Source organism: Pelagirhabdus alkalitolerans (genome assembly GCF_900096905.1).
Classification (GTDB): Bacteria; Bacillota; Bacilli; order Bacillales; family Amphibacillaceae; genus Pelagirhabdus; species Pelagirhabdus alkalitolerans.
This window is the reverse complement of sequence record NZ_FMYI01000006.1, coordinates 85,366-108,575: the sequence shown is the minus strand read 5'-3', so window position 1 is coordinate 108,575 and position 23,210 is coordinate 85,366. Positions and strand designations below refer to the sequence as shown.

Genomic DNA, 23,210 nt, shown 5'->3' with positions numbered 1-23,210 from the left:
GCACAACTTATAATCGGCATTATTTTTATTTTTCGTGGCGTACGTAAAATGATCACGAAAAAACCATCTACATATCTAACTTCATCCACCCTATTAAAAGTACCTAAAGATCAACAAGAACGATATATTAAAAAAATGGGACTAAATGAGATTCTTTTAGGTTTGTTATTTGCGATTATGGGACAGGTTGAGGCTCATCTAAACATATCCACGCCTCTATTCATAACCCTATACGTAATACTAGCTTCTGTGTTGCTTGGACAAATTCTCGTCTTAAACAAAAAGTTTTTAGGCACCTTCCGCTAAAATGTGACGATTCTCTGACAATTCCCTTTTTGTTGATTAGATAACACGCCACCGGGTATAGACAATTGTAAGCGTTATGATCATCAAGAAGGGAGAACTAAACATGACGAAACAATTTGCTAACAAAACCGTTATTGTTACCGGAGGGGCAAGTGGAATTGGGGAAGCGAGTACGATTGAATTTGCAAACCGCGGAGCGAATGTTGTCATTTCTGACCTGTCAGACGAAGGGAAAACGCTTAGTGATGATTTAAACCAAAAAGGCCACAGCACAACGTTTATTAAAGCAAATGTCACCGACGAAGAAGAAGTTAAACTACTAGTTGCACAAACAGTTGAAAAGTACGGTAAGCTCGATGTGATGTTCGCTAATGCCGGTATCGGGGCGATGGGGGCAACACATGAAACAAGTTACGAAGACTGGAAGAAAACGATCGATGTTAACTTAAATGGGGTTTTCTTGTGTAACAAATATGCGATTGAACAAATGCTCACACAAGAATCTGGTGGTGCAATTGTGAATAATGATTCGATCCATGGTGTCGTCGGAAAAGCTGGTGTTGGTGCCTATGCTGCTTCTAAAGGGGGCGTAAAGCTACTCACCCAAACAGAAAGTGCAGAGTACTCACACAAAGGCATCCGCATCAATAACGTAAACCCTGGTTACATTGAAACGCCACTTTTAGAAAACGTACCAAAAGAAATAAAAGATGAACTCATCGGTCTACACCCGATTGGACGGTTAGGTAGACCTGAAGAAGTCGCAAAAGCCGTTGCCTTCTTAGCGAGTGACGATGCTTCCTTTATTACAGGCGCAAGTCTTCTCGTTGATGGTGGTTACACAGCTGTATAAATTATAGATATAGAAAAACCAGATCTCTGAAATGAGAGATCTGGTTTTTAAAATGCTTATTGTTTAGCCGTTTGACGGCGGTGAAGAATAAATAATGTTGCGCCACCTGCTAGAATGAATAGTAGACCAATCAACAACCCATTAAATGTTGAAGTTGCTGTATCAGGTAAGGTTTCACCTTCATCAGTCATTGTAACCTTATCATCTTCATCCTCTGACGTTTCAGTTTCTTCATCTGTTTCTTCAGATTCTTCTTCTACTTCCTCTTCTTGTTCGGAAACAGATTCATCAAGTGTTTGAACCCGATCCGCTAAATCATCAATCATCGCTTGTTGCTCATCATTATCTGCTTCTAATGTCTCAATTTCTTCATAGAGTTGCTCAACAGTATCCTCCAGCTCAGATGTATCCACACTGCTTTCTTCAAGTTCAGTTATGCGATCATCTAGATCTTCAATAACATCTAAGAGGTCATCAATTTCGACATCTTCTTCATCCTCAAATACACCGTAACGAGAGAATCCTGAAACAGCCAAACGAATCACACCATTCTCAGCTTCGCCGCCTCGACGTTCCCATTCGCTTTCTTCATCACTTGCGTAATAAATGGCTACATCGTCGTAGCTTTCATCATACTCAAGTTCAAGAATAAACTCGCCTTCATAAGCTTCTTGTTCCTCTGAATAGTCGATCGATACGTCAATTACATCACCAGCTTGAGTCAACTCAACACCAGAATCTGATGTAGACTCTTGTACTTCTTCTACAGTATTAACCTCTATTTCTGTATCAGCTGGTAAATCACTCGGTGTCGTGACCGATGAACTTGATTCACCTAAACGAACACGTTGGTTAGGGAAAACAGGTGATAAAACACCCTCTTCAACTTCAACTTCTTCAATTTCTTGTTCAAGTTCATCAACTAAATGTAAATTACCAAAGACTGAAGGGTCTTGCCATCCCTGTCCAGTTTCATCATTCCATAACGCGGCGCCTCGACGTTCTCCATCTTCAGCATCATTAACTTGCGCATCAAAGCCGACAGTTTGTCCAGTTTCTGGTGATATTTCAGTCCAAGGAATTTTAGCTTCAACTGTATAATTTGTGCCAGATAGACTTGTTGCTGACTCGAATCCCTCACTTATTTCTGGAGGATTGAAAGATGGAACATTTTCATAGTTTACACGGTATTGTCCAACACCATCCTCATAACTTGATGCTTTAGTGTTCTCTTGATCTAGGAAAATCTCAACAGAATCTTGTTCGTGTGCTTCTTCTGCTGATATATCTAATTCTGAGTTACTCACTTCCATGAAAACATATAAGTACTCTTCATCCCAAAGTGTACGCGCAATACCAGTACCAGTTTGCCACGCTTGATGCATGCGATCAACTGACAATGTTGATGCTTCATTCCAAACATCATCCATTTCTCCATCAATAGAAGGTGCTTCATCCGTATAAACCGATTCTGCTTCTCGTACTATATCTTCAGGCGGCTCATAACTATCTAAGAACCCTTCAGGATCGATTACAGCATGATAAGCTTCTTTAGCTTGTAAATCGTCATCAAATAATAATGGAGGTTGATCTGATCGCCAGCTAGACGCGTCATTTAATCCCCAAATTGTGACACGAGAAATATCATCTGCGTGTTCTTTATAAATTTCAAATAATCGAGCATAAATGTATGCTTGTTGCATTTCTTCCTCTTCAGTTAATACACCATCACTACCCGCTGTAACGTCTAATTCCGTCACACCAATTTCAACACCTAAATCAATAAAGCGCTCCATTGACGTTCTTACGTTTTCTGGGTTTAGTCCAAGACTATAATGACCTTGCATACCAACTCCATCAATAAGTAATTCACCATCATTTTCAGCTGCATGCTGCTCATTGATATCTTTTACCATGTAGTAAATGACTTGTGCTTTCGTTTGGATATGGTCGTTATAATCATTGTAGAACAATGTCATATCTAAATCGTTTTCTTCCATCGCATCACGCGCGATTTCAAATGCAATTTGAATATAATCTTCACCAATTGCCTCATACCAACCCGTATTTCTTAAATGTGCTTCCCAATTTTCCAGTGGTTCTGAGTTATCAACAACAATTGCTTCATTGACAACATCCCAGCTGTGCACATCATCGCCATAATGCGCCATGACAGTACGGATGTGCTCATCCATATTATCAATAGCCTCATCACGAGATAAGGGATTACCACCTTCATCTTCATACAATAAATCATGAGATTGTTCATGCCAAACTAATACATGACCATGTAATAGCAAGTTTTCTTCTCTTATTCTTTCAACTAAATCATACGTATGTGATGGATCTAACTCTTCTTCTGGATTATCATAATTGTATTCGGGTTTCATCGCATTTTCTGCTGTTACCATATTGTGATGATGTGTCAGTAATTCTAAACGATCACCTGACATTTCATTCATTGATACCGCATTACCAATGTAAAAGTCATCGGCATAAACATCTTTTATAGGTGTTAAACTCGTATCAACCGAAACATCTTCAGTATCTAGTGCCTCAAACATAACATCATCAATATAAAATGAAGCATCTTCATTGTCACTCTCAACATAAAGTGAGACGTAACCATCAGCACGAGATGAATAGCGATAAGTACCTGATAACTCAACCCACTCTTCATCAGTTACTTCAGCTGAACTAATGTTTTGATAGCTTGGGCTTGAATCACCAATTTGAGTGGATAATGTTAACTCAGCGCTTGATGGTTCATTTAGCTTCGCCCATAACGTAACTTCATATTCAGTTCCAGGATCAATATAATCTGCAACATTTATGGCCGGCCCTTCATGCGGCTCTTCTCGTCCTTCCACTTTTAATGCGTACTCACCATCTTCAGTATGATTCACTTCATTTGTAATACTTAAGTCTTCTACATCTTCTCTAGGATAGAAATCATTTAGTTCTTCATCCTCAAAATCAATGAATTCAAACTCTTCTGCATCTGAATAGTCTTCGTCTTCACCTTCTTCCTCATCATCTAAATCCAGATCAGAACCGACGACATATTCAATTTTAATTTCTCCAACATAAAACGGTACTTCTGCACCGTCCCCATTTGATTGAATACGAATGCCTTCATCTTCATCATTAGTGTATGGATACGTTCCAGAAACTGACATAGCATTGCCAGGCTCCATACCTGCATCTAAATACAAACTTTCATATTCTTCATAATCTTGTACGAGCATTTCTGAGCCTTCTGGAACCTCTGTATCTTCATCAACATAAGCATTAACAGTTACGACATATTCTTTACCTAGTTCCATGTCTAAATAAGACAAATCAAGATTAGCACCATGCCAATCGTCTGAGCGATCGTCAATAAAAATAGCTTCACCATTTTCATTTCCGTCAAATTCTTTGTCCGAGACATGTTCTAAATGTGCGTCCGCTCCACTTAGGTCACTTTCACCATCTTCAAACGTTTCATGATAAATCGTTTCTAACGCTTCATCCTCGTCATCAGCATCTTCTTCATCCGATTCCTCAGATTCAGTTTCTGTTGTGATTAACACGTTTGTAATATAGAACGGTGTTTCTTCTCCCTCTTCATTTGATTGAATACGAAATGCTGTTTGATCATCATCATAATCATCAAATTCTCTAGTCGTGTAGTCACCTTCATATTCGAATGCTTCACCACTTACAAATTTAGCTCCAGCTATATATTCATAACCATCAGCTGGTAATTGTAGCCATGATTCTGCATCTTCGGGAACTTCTACATCACCTGATACATAACCTTCAACTGAAATAGTATACGTTTCATTTGCCCTCAAGTCTAAATTATCAAAATGAATATCAGCACCATCATGATCACTTGCACGGTCATCGACATAGATTCCTGTTTCATCTCCATTAATGTCCGTTTCATGCTCAATTGATGCGTCACCATTTTCCTCTACATAACCATAACCATCCTCAAATGTTTCATGGTAAATAACCTCTTCACTTTCATCTTCTTCTGAACTTGCTTCTACAGGTTGAGCTAACAGTCCCTGAGGTAAAACAAGCAGTACGATCATTATCTTAACTAGAAAAGATTCTACTGATTTCCTTGACATGAAATGCCTCCTTCATAGTATTCGAACAATCGTGCCTAACTTGCCCCCTTTCTTGTATGTAAAACTACTGATGCCCATTCTATTAAACGCTTACATTATTGTTAACCTAATAGATTTAATTGAATATTTTAAAAATTAAAGATAGATTCTATTAAAAACCGTCACAGACACAAAAAAATCGACCGAAATTTTTTAGATTTCAGTCGATTTTTTTAATTATTTAATTGTTTGACGGCGGTGTATAACAAATAATGTTAAACCACCTGCAAGAATGAATAGTAGACCGATCATCAACCAATTAAATGTAAAGGTTGCTGTATCTGGTAAATATTCATCTTCGTCAGTCGTCGTAACCTCGTCATCTTCACTTTCATCTTCTGATGCCTCAGTTTCTTCGTCAGTTTCATCAGCTTCTTCTGCTACTTCCTCTTCTTGTTCGGTAACAGATTCTTCAAGTGATTGCACGCGAGCTAATAAATCATCAATCATAGCTTGCTGTGCTTCATCACTTGCTTCTAAAGCTTCAACAGCTTCGATAAGTTCACGAACTGTCTCTTCTAATTCTGAAGTATCGACACCACTTTCTTCAAGCTCACGAATACGCTCTTCTAATTCCTCAATTAAATCACTGATATCATCAATTGCATCTTCGACCTCAGCTTCAAAGACACCATACGTTGAGAATCCGGAAACTTTTAAGCTAATGACGTCTTCTTCAACCATACCGCCTCTATGCTCCCAACCATCTGCTCCTAAATAATAAATAGCAGGGTTTATAGCATCATCACTTATTCCTAATTCAAGTTCGAATTCACCTTCATAATCTTCTTCACCTTCTGGGAAGTTAAATGTAACCGTAATCATTTCACCAGCAGGAGTTAAGACTTCTCCTGAAACATTCGTTTCATTATCTGGTGAATACTTTTCAATCAATACCTCTGTACCAAATGGAATATCAGCTGGTACAGTGATTGAACCTTTTAGTTCGTTAATAATTAGTTTAGTGGCATCAACTAGTGTGACAGATTCACCTAATATAACTTCTGTTTCAGAAATTGTTTCTTCACGATCACTCACAAGAATTAATTCACCAAACAATGATGGATCTGAGAAACCTTGACCTGTTGTATCATTCCAAGCCATTACCCCTCTGCTTCCACCTTCATCATACATATCGTTCACTTGGAAATCAAAACCTAGTACATGACCATCAACTGGTTCAATCGCATAAAGTGGAATCTTCATTTCTACAACGTAGTTTGTACCGTCAACAGTAGTAGCCGTTTCAACACCATCATAAGGACCACCTGAACCTGTTGTAAATACATTATTGAAGTTAACACGATACTGACCAAATCCTTCATTTGAAGCATAGCTTGCTTGTTTTGTATTCGCTTGATCAAGGAATACTTCGACTGAATCTTGTTCCCAAGCATTTGCATTCGAATCATCTAACTCAGAAGCCGATACTTCAAGTAAGACATACAAGAAATCGTCATCCCATAAAGCACGTGTATCTGCTCTTGCCGTTTGCCAAGCTTGTTGTGCACGATTACTGTTCATAACAACAGCTTCATCCCACACTGAATCAATTTCACCATCTATCGTTGGTGCTTCATCAGCATATATTGCTTGACCTCGTCTTGGTGGTAAATCAACTTCCTCGTATCCATCTAGGAATTCAGTAGGATCTGCAACCGCATGAAATGCTGGTTTAGCTTGAAGTCTGTTGTCAAAGAGTAATGGATTTTGTTCCCCTCTCCAACTTGAACCATCGTCAAGTCCCCAGAATGTAACCCTAGAGATGTGTTCACTATGCTCTTTATAGATCTCAAAAATACTTGCGTAGACATAACCTTGTCTATTCGCTTCATCCTCTGTCAAGACATAGTCATCACCAGCCATGACATCAAGTTCAGTTACACCAATTTCTACGCCTAAACTAATGAAGCGTTCCATTGATTGTCTAACGTTTGCTGGATTCAAATTGTTATTGTAGTGTGATTGCATACCCACAGCTTCGATTAACAATTCATCAGTGTTATTTTCTGCTTGATAAGTTTCGTTAATATCCTTAACCATATAGTACATGATTTGTGCTTTATCTTGAAGATGATCATTATAATCATTGTAATATAATGTGAAGTCTAATCCTTCTCTATCTCTTACTTCTTTTGCTTTTTCAAAGATAATTTGGATATAGTCATCACCAATCACTTCAAGTGCACGTGTATCTCTTAAATGAGCAGTCCAATCATCATAAGGCTCACCTCTAACGACAATGGCTTCGTTTAAGATATCCCAAGAAACAATGTCATTGCCAAATTGTGCGTAGTTTTCGATTGCTGCTTCAATATAACTTTCCAAGCTCTCAATTGCCTCTTCCCGCTCAATGCCTTCAGGGAATAGAATATCGTAGTTCGATTGAGAGTGCCATGTAATGGCATGACCGTGAACTTTAAACCCTGCATCAATAGCCGTTTGAACAAATTCATTCTGAGTTTCAAAATCAAGGTTCCCATCTGCATCATGTACATATGCAGGTTTCATTGCATTCTCAGCCGTTACTAAATTGAAATGTTTATCCAACAATTCAGATCGAACACCTTCAAAATCAGGTAAGTTAACTGCATTACCGATCAAGAAGTCATCTTCATAAATCTCTTTTAGTGATGGTAAGTCATGTTGGATTTCAGTCGGTGCTGTATCAAGTTTTACCAAGCTAAAATCATCAATGTAGAAAGATTCGTTAGGATTATCTGTTTCAAGATAGACAGCTAGGTTACCACCACCAGAACTATTAAATGTATAAGTTCCTTCTAGATGAACCCATTCGCCATCAGTAACGGTTGCTGAAGCTATATCAGGATAGCTTGCCCCATCACCAGAACCAATTTGCGCTTTTAATTGAACGTTTGCACTTGCTGGTTCATCCATTTTCACCCAAACAGAAACTTCATACTCACTACCTAAATCAATGTATTCAAATACATCGATCATAACCCCATGCCATTCCTGGGTACGATTTTCCGTTAATAATGAGTAATTTCCATCTTCCGTATGGTTAACACCTTCAACAATTGATAGTTCCTCTTCACCACCACGTGCTTCGAAACCATTGAAAGTTTCATGCAAATCAGTATCTTCAAAGTCGATTGTTTCAAATTCTGGAGCAGGTTCTGAATCATCTAAATCTTCAGCAGGTGCAATCATTTCAAATGTAATATCATCTAAATAATATTCAGAAGTAACATCACTAGATTCAAAATACACTTGAAGATCTTCTGCTCCTATTTTTGTTTGATATTCACCAGTAAATTCTGTCCATTCGTCAGATGTGATATTTACCTGAGCAAATGTTGTATAATCACCATCATCTACTGTAGCTTTAAATTCTTCATCTTCAGTAAAGTCTTTTGATTTAACAAAGCCTGTCACTCGGTATGTGGCAGTTGGATAGATAGAGTCAGTAAGTTCTACTCTAGCTCCATGCCAATCAGCTGATCTATCAGTTACAAATAAACTATAATCACCAGTGTGACTTTCATCAGTTGATCTAGAGACTGTTGCATCTCCGTTTCCTGTAAATCCATCAGCATTCTCTTCAAAATCAAATGAACCAATAGTTATTGGTTCAAAAGGAACTTCATCTTCTTCCTCACCTGATTCTTCTTCACCCGGCTCTTCTTCATCTTCTGGGTAGTCATGATCCTCTTCATCTGAATCTTCTCCAGATCCATCAACCTCTTCAATTTTGATTTCTCCTATATAAAATGGTACTTCTACTACATCACCTTCTCCACCAAAATAGGTTTGAATACGAAGAGAATTATCGTCTGCAACATCCAATTCTGATGTATTAAAATTACCAGTTGATGTCATGGATTCTCCCGCTGTCATATGAGAACCTAAAAATAAGTCTACTGGATTACCATATGGAAGGTTCTGCACAACCATTTGATAACCCTCGGGAACGTCAACGTCTTCATCGACAAACCCATTAACTGTAATCACATATTCTTTTCCAATTTCTATACCTGCAATGTCGAAACTTAAATCTGCCCCGTCATAACTTGCTGATCGATTAGTGATCTCAAGAGCATAGCCATTATCATTACCTTCAAAGTGTTTATCAGATACATAATTATGTTCAGCACCACCTGATGCGATTAAATCTCCGTTATCAGAGCTGAAATCATTTTGATATACTACATTGTCATCTTGCTCTTCTGCGCGTGCTTCTGCGGGTTGTAATAATAACCCTTGAGGTAAAACAAGTAATACGATCATTAACTTAACTAGAAAAGATTCTATTGACTTCTTTGACATCGAATACCTCCTTCTTAGTGATCAAACAATCGAACTTTACTTGCCTCCTTTCTAGTATATGTAAACCTACCAACTCCTATTTTATAAAACGCTTACATTTAAAAGTACCCTACATACTTAAGGTAATCCTATAGAAACTTTAATCAATTAATTTAATTAATGTAAAAACTATAGATTTTTGCTTAAACTTAAAAAAATGCTCAAGTTAGTCACTTGAACATCTTCTTTATTAGTTTAAATATGTCAAAACTCGTTTTTCGGTAAACTTTGTTATAGGCATACTTTTTAGGGTTTCTTGCCCACCCTTTACCTTTTGGCATTTTGAGGTTTGTCCGATGAACCACTTGACGTTTTAGACTTGTTCGGGCTGAAACTCTTTTCTTTAAACTTGGTTTTCTCATGCCAAACTTCACTTGATCATCTCCCCTCGTTTAATTGCAGCGTACTTTCAATCGTTTGGCCTTCTAATCCTTTTTGAGCTAGTCGATCCGCTTCTTTGTTATCTTTTCGGTTAATTGCTTTTAAATGAAGTGATAACTTTCGCTTATTTACACGTGATTCAATGCGGTCTGCCCAACGCAACAACGTTTCATCATACACTGGCCATTCGTCCATTAATTGATTAATCACCACTTTGGAATCACCATAGACTTGCACCACGTCATGTTGCAGTTCCCACTCAACTAATCGCCTGATTGCTAAATCAAGCGCGGCATACTCTGCTTCATTGTTCGATGTTAATTCCGTTAACTGTGCACTTTCTCTTCTACGATATGATACCCCGCTTTGTTCATAGTAAATCACAAAACCTATACCAGCTACATGCGTCTTGTGATCGAACGACCCATCAAAATAAATCCTAACATTTTTGATTTCAAGTTGGGAAGTTTCTGCATACCATTTCAACTCTTTTAATGTCATGGTCGTATCGTGATCGTCCATTAACGTCATCTGTTTGTATCGGTTTGTCTCGATCATATCCTCACAAACATCAATCGCCTCTTTAACACGCATGGGATCTGTTTCAATTGGAACCGTTGTACCATTTTTAGATTGATAAATCGCTTGAATCGATACGTTCACGCTTTAACCTCTTTTCATTTATTGAGATAATCAACGATCCCTTGACTTGATATGTTGAGATCCACTTTTAAATACGGATCGACATCACTTAAATCAAACGAGTGCTCTTTTTTAATGGCTTCATAAAGGGCTTGTTCAACGAGCCCTACTTGCTCATTAATATCTTCTGTATTATGTTTAGCTAAAACGTCTTGACTGATCTCTACATAACGATCGATCCATGTTCTTAAAATTTTATAAACAGACTTAGGATCTGTCGTATGACCATAATGCCCGAAATAAATCGCATCCACACCCATCGCTTCGATTCGGTCAATCGATGCTTTCATATCTTCAGGATCAAATTGATTTGGTGATGTTGATGGGAGTATTAACGGATGATTTCCTGTTAATTCGAGTGGATACCTCATCCCTAACGTATCACCTGTAAACATACTGTTCGTTAGGCTATCATGTATGGATAAATGATGTTTCGCATGCCCCGGTGTATCATAGAACGTTAATGTTCGATCGGGGCCAATTTCTAATGTTTCTTGATCTTCTTTAACGATTAATCGATCTTCTTCTACTGGTTTTACTGGTTCAAATAATGGTTCAAAACGATCGCCATACACTGCTTTTGTTCCTTTAATCAATTTTGATGGATCTGCAAGATGGCGTTTACCCCTCGGATGAACGATGACTTTTGCATTTGGCAGTGATTCTAACAATACCCCAACACCACCTGCATGGTCCAAGTGAACGTGAGTCATAATCACATAGTCAATACTGGCGTAATCGATCCCTCTTTGATCTAAACCTTCCAATAAATGCGGGATCGATGGTGATGCGCTCGTTTCAATAATCGTCATTTTTTCAGCATTTAAAACATAACTTGCTGTACGTTCCTTCAAGTTCATATCATAAAGATCAATTGTTTCAATAAGATTTTCTGACATTTTTATATCACACCTTTTAAAATACATTTCTCATTCTAGTCTAACATTTGTCCTATAAATACTGAATAATGTTGTAAATATTGATAAATATAATACTTATAATCAGCACGTTAAATAGTATACCTACATGTTTAACCGATAAATACGGACGTATTCTTGATCCAATCAAACCACCACTAACACCGCCAACGAGCATGAATGGGAGCATGGATAGATCATAGCTACTTAAATCCGTTGTAAATAAGACAACTAGAATGCCAGATAATTGAGCGAAAAAAATAATGAAAATAGAGTTTAGTGCCGCTTTTTTTACATCCATCGAGAATAATAAAACAAGGACTGCCACATTTAACGGTCCGCCACCAATGCCTAAAAAGGCAGCAGAAAAGCCTAGAACCATTCCAACACCGATCACAATCAATGGATTTTGTAATTTAAGGGTTGTGATGTAGTCTTTGTATCGCATAAATAGAAAAATGATGACTAAAATAAAGACAAGAATCGTTGATTGAATCCAACCAACATGTTCAGCGACTTGATCATGAATCAGTAACTGATTAAAGATTTCCTTACCAATCGTACCACCCGTAATGGAGCCAAGTGAAATTAATAAACCTTGTTTGAATTCAATTGATTTTCCTTGTTTATAAGCCATTAAGATCGACATACTCGACATCGCAAGTACAGTACCACCTGATAATACACCGATCGTAGCCAAGTCGAAATGACCAAACATATCTAAAACAGGCTTCATAATGACCCCACCACTAATACCAGCCATTGAACCAATCATCGTGGTTAAAAGCCCAATAAGTAAATAGATAATAAACATATGACACTTCCTAACTCTTAAAATAATAATATTAAAATGCGTATAATCTAACGTTAATGCCTAAATCACTTAAAATCGTCGTAATATACTCTTGTTTAGGCACATAGTTTAATCGGTTCAAATCAAACTGATCAAAATATGGAATCTTTTGATCAATTGTCACAAGCTCTTTACTCATAAAAGCATCCTTCTTCCCTTCTGTTAATCGCTTGATCGATCGGTTGAACGTCGCATCCAATTCTGGCAATGCTTGATACAACTTTTCAACCGTTTGATAACGTTGAACTAAAGGCAAGGCTGATTTTTCACCAATCCCCTTCACCCCTGGAATATTGTCACCCTTATCACCCAGTAATGCCTTCACATCAATCCATTGATCTGGCGTGATCTGATAATCCGCTTCAAAATCAGATTGACTATATACATGTTCCTTTTTATTTTTAGCGATGATTTGACTAACATGCGGATTTAACAGCTGCAACAAATCCCGGTCATTACTGTAAATAAAACATGGGGATTGCATCACGTCTGCCCACTTATTCGACAGTGAACCGATCACATCATCCGCCTCATAAGGTGGAATTGTTAATTGTTCGATCCCTAAATCCGTCAAAGCAAATGTGAGTGTTTCATACTGTTGAATTAACGGTTCAGGTAATGCTTGACGACTTGATTTATAAAAATCATATTTTTGGCGTCTGTTCGTTTCTTCTCGTTTTACATCCCAAGCAATCGTAACATGGGACGTTTGGTGTGTATGAATTAAGTTAAATAACTTTTGAAAAAATACACGCAAAGCATTCGTATATAAGCCTTGATCGTTTTTGGGCAATTGATCCTCTGATTGGTGATAAGCCGTTGCAAAATAGCCCCGACTTAACAGATTAAACCCGTCTATAATTAATAATTTTTGTTCTTCCACTCAATCGACACCCCTTATAAGACAATAAAACTAGTATAGCATGAAAAAACCGAAAAAATCATTCGAAAAAATGTTTAAAGCGTTTACAAGTGGGTATAGTATAGTACAAGGCTAAATGCATGTGAGAGAGAAGGACATGGCCTAAAGCAAAGTTTGTTTTTGTGTAAGCCCTTGTTCGACTCACTTAATCAATGTGTTTTGAATGATTTGTTTAGGTGTTGACGTCACATGTGAACTGCACAGCCTTGGCGGAAAATTTGATTCGCTGGCGGCATATAACTCGTCAGGAACGTGGCTACTGATTTTGTAAGCGTTAAGTAAGATGGTTTGCAAGAAAGTTAGTAAGACGTTTTTCCGGTAAGTGCAACTGAAACATCTCTATTTTAGGTGAGATGAAATACCAAGCTTCAAGTACGACGGGTTCAGATCGTCAGAGACGTAACAGTTTGGTAAGTAACAAAATAACAAGACTTTAACAAATTTTCCGCACATCCCAAGAGGGGAGGAGAAAGGCATGCTCTAAATTATGAGCATGCCTTTTCTCTTGTTTGAAATTAGCCATTGTGAGACGATGTCATTATTAACATGACGGGAGTAGTTTGTATTGTGGGAGACGGTCTTTCTAAGTACATTGTTTACGTTCGTGATCTTAAAAAATATCTATATAGCTAGAAAATACATATTCATAGTTCAATTACAGACAACTACATGGGTGACGATAGCACTTGGTTGCTTTGTTTTCTTAATTATGGCTTACACATTAAAGCCTGATTTTGGTGGCTATACCGTGGCTATTTTGGCTTCTATTATGCTTATAACAAGCAATACTTCGGTTGGAATTAGCCGTGAAGGTATTCACATATTATATGGTAAAGGCTCTCTAGTTAAACGTGTGAAATGGGACAAGGTTGATCACGCAGAATTAATAAATAAACAGTCTAGAACAAGACTCAAAGTTACACTTAAAAGTAACTCATCATTCTTTCCAAAACCCAAAATCCAACATTTTTATCCAATTCAAGATTATGATGCCATCTATGATTTATTTGAAGAAAAAAAGATTCGTTTTGATATTTAAATAATGATTGAACCTTAAAAACAATGAGCCACGCGTAATAGCGATGGCTCATTGTTAATAGCACTTATTGTTTTGTCTGTTTACGTTTGTAAATCAATAATCCAATACCAGAAATAAGAAGCATCGCGCCTGCTAATAAATAATTAAACATGGACGTTGCTGTATCCGGTAATCCTTCTTCGTCTACTGCTTCAACTTCATCTAACATATCTTCGTCAAGCTCAACGACACCATAAGCACTGAAGTGGTCGACTTCTGCAATGACTCGACCTGTCTCTGCATCAAAAGATTGGATCGGATAATACGTTAAATCACCATCGTCATCTACATACACAAGATGTAGGCGTTCTGGATCATTAACAACATCTGAATCAATCACAAATTGTAGTTCCACCGGTTCATCGAATGGTCCCTCAATTTTTTCATCTCCAATCATCACAGTAAACCCGTATACATCACTTAAAAGGCGAATATCTGATAAAGATGCTACCTCAGATGTGTCAACTTGATTGATGGAGAAGCTAACAGATTCCCCACTTTCAAGCGCAAGACCTCTTACATTGCTTATTGGGAAATTAAATTGAACGGCTGAATTATCAAATGATACTTCAACTTTTTGATCATCACTCATCTGACTGATCGCTTCATTTGAGATCACGAGATCCGTCACATCATTCACGACTAGATTGCCTGAATCTTGATCGACATAATCATCAATCGTATCTGCTTCGATTGAAATGCTTTCGCGTTCTATTTCTTGATGTGGAAGTGATGGGCTCTCGTCCTCATCTTCTTCTGTCGGTGTGTCTTCATCTTCTGCTTCTTCTTCGTGCTCACCTTCTTGATCTTCATCTGGATCCTGCTCATCAACAGCTTCTTCTTGAATACGAACAACAGACGCTGTTAATGGCGCAAGCGTGATCTGATCAGAAGTAAGCTCAACACCAATTGGATCTTGAATTGCTTCTGTGCCTGCTGTTTCACTATCAACCACAATATCACCATTCGTGAAATCTGTATCAAGTGAAAGTACTCGTTCAGTGTCATCTGCATTAACGAAAACAGCATATATATCCCCTGATTCGTCTTTTGCTTCATAAGCAATGACTAGATCTTCTTCACCAATTTCAGGTGCTTCAATCATTGAAACAGATTCCTCAATCTCTTCGAGAGTACCTTTTCTAAAGGCATCTGTTGAACGTCTTAATTCGATTAAACCTTGCGTATAGGCTTGCGTCGTTGTTTGAATAGGATACATTTCTTCATTTGTTGCTTTGTCCCACTCAAACATATTGATCGCATCAGTAGAATCATACGAATCGTGAATGAAGTATGGATACTCAAATGGCTCGCCATTTTCATCCGTCATAAATGTTGATTTATATGGCGGTTCATCCACTTCGTCAATATAATATGGATCTCTAAACTGTTTTGTTCGACCAAATTCTTGCCCCGCATGGATAAACGGTGTGCCTTGCGCTGTTAACACCATCAAATTCCCAAGACGAATGCGATCATGAATCTCTTCTTGATGATCTTTTGGATCTTTTTGAATCGATTGAGCGATCACATCGTGTAAGGTCAAATTATCATGTGCAGCGATATACGGCACGACATCACCAGGGTTCGTTGCTTCAAAGTTATGCGGATTCGCAGTCAAATTATCAAAAATCTGTTCGACATTACGAGCGCCTCCAGTAATAAAGCGCGGTTCACCTTCACTACCAAAACCTGATTTTAACTCATTTCTAAATTCATCCGAGAATGAACCAACACTTTCTGTATCTTGCATCCACTGTTGATCAGCTGGTTGAACATCTGGGTCTGTCTCATCACCCACATATGTGACCCATCCTTCACCAATCATGACAATATCTGGGTTGACTTCTTTCGCTTCATCATAAGCGATTTGAATCGATTCTGCATCATGGTCGCCCATCATATCGAATCTAAATCCATCGACTTTATATTCTTCAACCCAATGCATAATCGAATCAACTAAAATGCGACGTGACATATGGTGTGTCGTGCCTAAACGGCCACCACCAAAGCTTGTGCGAGTCGTTCCATCAGCATCCATGAAATGATAATATTCAGGTTCAAGATCTTCAAAGATATGCTCACGTGCGGTATGGTTGTAGACAACGTCTAAAATAACGCCCATATCACGCTTGTGAATTTCATCAATTAACGTTTTAAATTCTTCAATTCGTTTTTCAGCATCGTCTGGATCTTCTGAATACATACCTGTTAATGAGAAATAACTATGTGGGTCATATCCCCAATTGTAGTTATTATTCGTTGATGAATAATCAAGTAAATGCTCATCATTATTAAATTCATCAGCGAAGTAGTAACTCATGACAGGTAGTAATTGAACATGTGTTACACCAAGTGATTCGATGTAATCGAGTTTTTCAATAAAGGCACTAAACGTTCCAAATTGGTGATCTAAGTCCTCTTCGATCGATGGATCCGATGTGAAGTCGCGTACATGCGCTTCATAAATAATCGCATCTTCTCTTTTTTCAAAGTTATCGATATCCGCAAAATCTAAATCTGGGCCAATTTGTGACGGGTCAACAATCGCAGCTTTTCCGATTCTATTATCATCATCTGAACTATCCCAAGTCGCCATAGATTGTGCATACGGATCAAGGGCCAAGACTTCTTCGCCATCACGTTCGATGCTGTAATGGTAATAGTAGCCTGTCAAGTCATCAATACCGGTGTTATTATAATCAAGATCAATTTCCCATACACCTCGGTCTTGACGTGTCATCGGTAAGTCTTCTGTTATAACCGCATCTTGATCATCTTTATCATAAAGAACAACATTCACATTATCAGCACTTGGTGACCAAACTTTCAAATTCGCCTCACCATCAGCTGATAAACTAACACCGAGATCGCCATCATAACTGTATAACTCGTCTTTCAAGCGCCAGCCGATGCGCGCTTCTATTTCTGATCCTCCGTACTCGATCATATAAGGTGCTAAATCAAGGTCAAAACCTCCTGTTAAGAGTACCTTGTCTGCTTCTTGTACAATTGTCGCATCATCAATCGTTACCTCTTCACCTGCTTCATTCATAACCTGAATTGCTTCTAATAGATCCTCTTCATCAATCGAATCGACTGAATTAAATGTGAGTTCAATTTCTGTCTCGGACAACAATTCAGCATATTGAATCCCTTCTTCTGATACGAAATAAGGATTTGTATAAACGGTATCATCACCCTCTCGTACAAACACTTGACTATGTTCATCTAGTTGATTAAACGTATAATCTGCTGTTTGCTCTTCTGTCTCTTTATTTACCATGAGAAAACCAATCTCTTCTGGATCTTCTGATAAGGCTAAGTCGTGGTAGGCACCATAAAGACCCTCTGTTAAATCATGTGCACCAGTTGGCCAATCTTCTGTTGGTGCTTCAACATCACCGAATGTCCATAAGCCCCAATCCGTATAATCTTCATCTTCCCGTTCATAGTTTATACGAATCATTGAGTCATCATCTATTGGTTCATAGTAAAAGACATCTAAATCTTCTGTTACCCAAGCTTCATTTGTGTCTTCTGTTAATAAGTCAATGATCACATCATCGGTAACATTCCCACCAGACTGCTCATTAATTAAAAAACCAATCTGTTCAGGATCTTCATCTAATTCAATATCTTTCGATAACCAACCTTCATTTTCTTCTGCTTGGTCAAGATTTAATGCGCCTGTCGGCCAGTCTTCTGACGGTGACGCCACATCTTCCCAAATCCATAAACCAAGATCACTGAGGTTATGATCATCAGTAAGATTTGCATCCAAGTGAAGCCGAAAAAAGCCATCTTCTACTTCATCTTGTGTCTCTTCCATCTCCTCTGTTGTGTCAATCAGTTGACCATTGTCTACAGATAAAAGTGCTGTTCCTCCATCATCCATTGCTGGTATTTCAAAGGAAACGAGGTGACTGTCATCATCTGATGTTTCTACACTGATCACATCATCTGAATAATAATTCATCAGCTCTGCATCGCTCTCTGTCACTTCTAAGTAAACCTCTTGTGCTTCATTTGCTTGGTTAAAAGCAACATAAACCGATTCACCATCATATTCTCTTTCAACGATTAAATAACCATCATCATTTGAACCTGCCACAACCGAACGATCACCACGGGATAAAATATGAGAATAGTCATCTCTAAATGATAAAATAGACTGATAATGATCAAGAATAGCACTATCTTCTACTTCTTCCCAAGCAAAATCATAACGGTTGTCATATTCAGGCCAATTATCGGCCCCTGATTGACCTAATTCTTCCCCGTAATAAATCACAGGTTGACCTTTTGCTGTTAACTGAAGTGTCGCAGCTAATTTAAGCTTCCCTACATCACCATCTTGATTGTATAAAAAGCCATCTTCATCATGACTACCTAGGAATTGACCCAATGTCGCATGGTTATCCATAAACGCATTTCGTTCTGTTAACGTCTCGTTTGCTTCTTCTAAACTTCCGTTAACAAATTGACTTGCATAATTTTTAAAATCAAAATCAAGCAAACTATCCATCGTACCCGTATTTAAATAGCCGTGGTCATCTTGATAATTTGCACCCCAAGATTCACCGATCAATTTAAATGCTGGATCTTCTTGAACGAGTTCATTTTTAAAATGTTGCCAGGTTGTGTCGTCAACATGTTTAACCGTATCGACACGATAGCTACTAATCCGATTACCACTATCTGTTGTTGATCGTTCGATCCAATCTACTTGCCAGTCAACAATTTGTTCCCTTACCTGTTGTTCTTCTGTTTTAAAATCAGGTAAACCAGCTAATTCCATTGTTAAATCATCAGAACCAGGATCTAGTCGTATCATATCTTCAAATTTTTCCCGATCTTCATTTGTTGGGTACGCTTCAGGTGCTCCCTCTTCAATTTCGTCATCAGGATGCATGCCATAACCGGGGTGGTTTAGTACCACATCAACCATGATGTCGATATCACGACTTGCCGCCTCATCAATTAATTCATGAAACTCATCAATGGTACCTAAATGTGGATTCAATTCTTCAAAATCTTTAGCCCAATAGCCATGATAGCCGTAGTAAGGTATTTCATCACTAGCATATTCAACATCATGCGCCACATTTTCTACAATGGGGCTCAACCAAACTGTATCAACACCTAGATCATCTAAATAATCAAGATTGTTTGTGACCCCTTTGAAATCGCCACCTTGATACGTCCCACGATCATTGTCATATTGATCATAGTCCAGGTCATAAGGGTCGTTATTTGACTCGTCACCATCACTGAAACGATCGGTTAACATGAAGTAGATGACTTCTTCATCCCAATCTTTCTCACCGTCAGCCTTCTCACGTTCAACGATTGTGACGGGCGTTTCCGTTGTATACTGTCCACCATTTTCATCGACAACTGTGACGGGTATTGAATACTCACCAGGTGATGTGTCACGACTTGCTGATAATGTCACACGATTTAACTCTGGTGATATATTAAGATTTGATGACCCACCTATTGCCGATGTATCCGCTTCAATACGGCTGATCGATAAATCAGATGCGTTATCAATCTCAACATCTAAAAGTGCATGCTCATTATAATGAAAGTCACGATTCACACTTGCTTCAACACTTATATCTTCTTCACCTTCATACTCTTCTGGTGCTTCTTCTTCCTCATCATCTGCGACATAATAAGGATTAGTAAATACTTCATCAATACCTTCTTTTACAAAGAATTGTTGATGCTCACTGACATTCGCCGTTAAATCGTCCGTCTGTTCATCAGTTTCTAAATTACTAAATAAAAACCCGAAACTCGATGTATCTTCATACACTTCCACATCAATATAAGCTCCGTAATCGCCTACTTGTTCATCACTCAAGGGGATACGACCTTCGTCCCATTCACCAGCATCTGTTGGGTTTGGAATGTTACCCCAGTTCCAAAGTGACCACGGTTCTGCCGATCCATCTTCCGTTAGAAAGTGCAGGCGAACGGTTGGTGTATCAAAATCAATCGGCTCATAGTAAAACACATTGCCCGATTCTTCAATCCACACTTCATCCATATCCTCTGATAAAATATCAACTTCAACCTCTGTTAGCTCATCTTCATCATCTGTCACTGCGATAAAGCTAACTTGTTCTGCTTCTTCTTCTATTTCAACATCAACATAACCAACGAAGTCTGTCATTTGTTCATTGTTAAAAGGTGTACCTTCTGGCCATTCACCTGCATCTTCTGAGAGTGTCGTCACATCCCCCCAAAGCCATAAGTACAAGTCGTCATAATCAACCTCATCTTGCTGATAATGAATCCGTAATTGTCTGGAATCCTCACTGTCTTGATTTTCTTCTGCATAGGTAACAGTAGGCGGTACTGCACTTGCTACCATGCTCAGCAGTAGCATACCGACTAACGTTACAGCAAACCAACGATCATACCAAGGTCTTTTTCGCATCCAATTCCCCTTTCAATTTATGGTCATAAGCGTTTTCATAACAATTAACGAAAACGTTTGCATAATAGTTATGAAAAAATTGCACAAATTGTTTTAACATTATGTGCAATCGCTTACAACATTTATTATAAAGATCATTCCAAAAAAATCAACCATTATTCCAAAATTTTTATGACAACGTTCTCAATTCATAGTATAATAGACATAGGGAAGGAGGCGGTTTTCCTTGATTAACAACCCAATGTTAATATTTGGTCACTTAATAGCGCTAGCGATTGCGCTTAATTGGGTGCGTTTTAAAATAAGTCCTTTTTGGAATCGTTTGCTTTTGTCAATCGGAATGGTTTATTTCTATTCATTTTCTATTCTTTACATCAATGATTGGCTTGCTTTTTTGTCCTTTGTTACCGTTTTGTTTTTTACATATACTTATAAATGGCTAGGCCTCGTTCTATCAAGCATTACTAGTATCATAATTTATTTCACGATTTTAGAATTTCGATTTCTTCCCTTGTCGATTGCTCTATTGATGATGTTCTCTGTTGGTTTCATTCTGCATTTTTCTATACAATTTTTCCGTAAACATCGGATATGGAAACAACTGTTACTTGATAATTCCAAGCAACTTAATATTTTAAGGGAAATCACAATGGCGATCCAGCAAACACAAGACTTAGAACGCATCATACATATTATCGTTACATCTATCACAGCCGGACATGGGTTAGGATTTAACCGAGCGATGGTATTCCTTCATGAACCTGATTTGAACGCACTCAAAGGGTTCTTAGCCATTGGGCCATTAGATATGTCAGAAGGCTTTGAGAAATGGAAAGATATTGCGCGACATAAGTATCGTTTAATTGACTTGTTAGATCGTATTGATAAAACTGACCTCGATCCTGAATTAAACACATTAGTTAAACAAATGCATTTTTCATTAAATGAAAAAACAGTTTTACGAAATGTTTTAATAAGTGGTGATTATCAATTGATCCAAACATCAGATTCAATAGATGCGACAACAACTCAATTAATGAATCAGTTTGATATGGATGAATTATTAATCATTCCAATGATTCATCAATCCAAAAGAATCGGTCTGATTTTAATTGATAATCCAGTCACTAAAAAGCCGATTACAGAATCAGATATTGATAATGTTATGCCTCTTGCCTCACAAGCTGCGCTAGCTGTTGAGCAAGCTAAACTCTATCAAGATATCGAAGCGATGACATTTAAAGATGGACTAACAAACTTATTTAATCAACGTGCCTTGCAGAGAGATTTGCAATCATTATTTGAAGGCGCTGTCCCTCAGAATCTTGCGATGATCATGATTGATATTGATCATTTTAAACATTATAACGATACAAATGGACACTTACTTGGCAATGATGTGCTTGAAAAATTAGCACAAACAATCAAACAAACGGTTCCTAGAAATGCGCTTAGTTATCGTTTTGGTGGTGAAGAATTTTGTGTGCTGTGCACGGACCATTCAACGACTGAAACCTTTAAAATAGCTGAAAACTTGAGAAAAACAATTGAAGAAACGTCTTTTCCTAATGAAAATACACAACCTAATAAAACACTTACAGTAACAATTGGTTTCGCACACATTAGTCATATTAGTCAAGCTAACCCGAGTCAATTAATTAATTGTGCAGATGATGCCCTGTATAAAGGCAAAAATACTGGTAAAAATCGCGTAACATCTTTTGAAGAGGTGGTAAAACAATGAGTTGGTTTTACGGAATTAGTCTACTGCTGGCTTTTGGTGTTACCATCATGACATCAAAGTATTTTTATTTTCTTAATATCACAAAAACAACTGAAAATTTATTAAACAAATACTGTACTAAACTTGAGGATTTAGATTATTCTTTTGAAGAAATTGTGTATTTTTACTCGTTACCAAGTCATATATCGGCGATTAATCAAGCAACTAAATCTCAATTTAAAATTAAACTCGATTATTCACATTTTTTAATGACACAATTAAACGGTGTCTATATTGAAATAGAATCCGATCACGCTTCCATTATGCTAGCTTACTTACCTGTTGATGATTTCATGTTACCGTTTTTAGATGAATTATTAAATGCAAAAAAAATTGGGCCTCGAACGAGTCAAAAAGTGAGCCAAGCAAAATTAATCCATCCCGATACCCTGAATGAAATCGTTAATGAAGTTTACAATCAAGTACAGTTTGGACGTTATAATTAAACAAACTCCCTAGCTAAAGTAGCTAG

At 37.8% G+C, this 23,210-nt stretch carries 12 protein-coding genes; 4 read left to right on the top strand and 8 right to left on the bottom strand.

Features of this window, described 5'->3' with window-relative positions:
• The first annotated feature begins 409 nt into the window (after positions 1 to 409).
• Entirely contained in the window at positions 410 to 1,159 is a 750-nt protein-coding gene (locus BLR62_RS08775) for an SDR family NAD(P)-dependent oxidoreductase (RefSeq protein WP_090795934.1), read from the top strand.
• A 56-nt stretch (positions 1,160 to 1,215) separates the two neighbouring features.
• Here BLR62_RS08775 and BLR62_RS08770 read toward each other — a convergent pair whose 3' ends face one another.
• The 7 genes from BLR62_RS08770 to BLR62_RS08740 form a co-directional block, all read right to left on the bottom strand.
• Positions 1,216 to 5,283, bottom strand: coding sequence for an endo-1,4-beta-xylanase (locus BLR62_RS08770; RefSeq protein ID WP_090795932.1), 4,068 nt, complete (start codon positions 5,281 to 5,283; stop codon positions 1,216 to 1,218).
• Between the two features lie 216 nt (positions 5,284 to 5,499).
• Positions 5,500 to 9,612: an endo-1,4-beta-xylanase gene (locus BLR62_RS08765; RefSeq protein WP_090795930.1), complete on the bottom strand. Its 4,113-nt coding sequence runs from the start codon at positions 9,610 to 9,612 to the stop codon at positions 5,500 to 5,502.
• Between the two features lie 209 nt (positions 9,613 to 9,821).
• Positions 9,822 to 10,025, bottom strand: a complete 204-nt coding sequence (locus tag BLR62_RS12590) for a hypothetical protein (RefSeq protein WP_090795928.1) — start codon at positions 10,023 to 10,025, stop codon at positions 9,822 to 9,824.
• Positions 10,026 to 10,029: 4 nt separating this feature from the next.
• Positions 10,030 to 10,695: a reverse transcriptase-like protein gene (locus BLR62_RS08755; protein WP_090795925.1), complete on the bottom strand. Its 666-nt coding sequence runs from the start codon at positions 10,693 to 10,695 to the stop codon at positions 10,030 to 10,032.
• Positions 10,696 to 10,709: 14 nt separating this feature from the next.
• Entirely contained in the window at positions 10,710 to 11,633 is a 924-nt protein-coding gene (locus BLR62_RS08750; RefSeq protein ID WP_090795923.1) for an MBL fold metallo-hydrolase, read from the bottom strand.
• 52 nt (positions 11,634 to 11,685) lie between these two features.
• The gene (locus BLR62_RS08745; protein WP_090795921.1) at positions 11,686 to 12,465 is read right to left on the bottom strand and encodes a sulfite exporter TauE/SafE family protein; all 780 of its coding nucleotides are present in this window, start codon (positions 12,463 to 12,465) and stop codon (positions 11,686 to 11,688) included.
• A gap of 31 nt (positions 12,466 to 12,496) precedes the next feature.
• Entirely contained in the window at positions 12,497 to 13,387 is an 891-nt protein-coding gene (locus BLR62_RS08740) for a 5'-3' exonuclease (RefSeq protein ID WP_090795919.1), read from the bottom strand.
• A gap of 748 nt (positions 13,388 to 14,135) precedes the next feature.
• Between BLR62_RS08740 and BLR62_RS12375 the strand changes: the two genes are divergently transcribed.
• Positions 14,136 to 14,465 (top strand): hypothetical protein, encoded by a 330-nt coding sequence (locus BLR62_RS12375; RefSeq protein ID WP_176759263.1) that lies wholly within the window; start codon positions 14,136 to 14,138, stop codon positions 14,463 to 14,465.
• Between the two features lie 64 nt (positions 14,466 to 14,529).
• Here the strand turns inward: BLR62_RS12375 and BLR62_RS08730 are convergent, their stop codons facing one another.
• A complete protein-coding gene (locus BLR62_RS08730; protein WP_090795915.1) occupies positions 14,530 to 20,955 on the bottom strand; it encodes a pullulanase in 6,426 nt (2,141 codons plus the stop codon).
• 226 nt (positions 20,956 to 21,181) lie between these two features.
• Here BLR62_RS08730 and BLR62_RS08725 point away from each other — a divergent pair, with 226 nt between their 5' ends.
• Together BLR62_RS08725 and BLR62_RS08720 are read left to right on the top strand one after the other, a co-directional pair.
• Positions 21,182 to 22,699 carry a sensor domain-containing diguanylate cyclase gene (locus BLR62_RS08725; protein ID WP_090795913.1) on the top strand — a complete coding sequence of 506 codons (1,518 nt, stop codon included), beginning with the start codon at positions 21,182 to 21,184 and terminating at the stop codon, positions 22,697 to 22,699.
• On the top strand, positions 22,696 to 23,184 hold the full coding sequence (locus BLR62_RS08720) for a hypothetical protein (RefSeq protein WP_090795910.1): 489 nt from the start codon (positions 22,696 to 22,698) through the stop codon (positions 23,182 to 23,184). Before BLR62_RS08725 ends, BLR62_RS08720 begins: the two co-directional genes overlap by 4 nt.
• Positions 23,185 to 23,210: the final 26 nt, after the last annotated feature.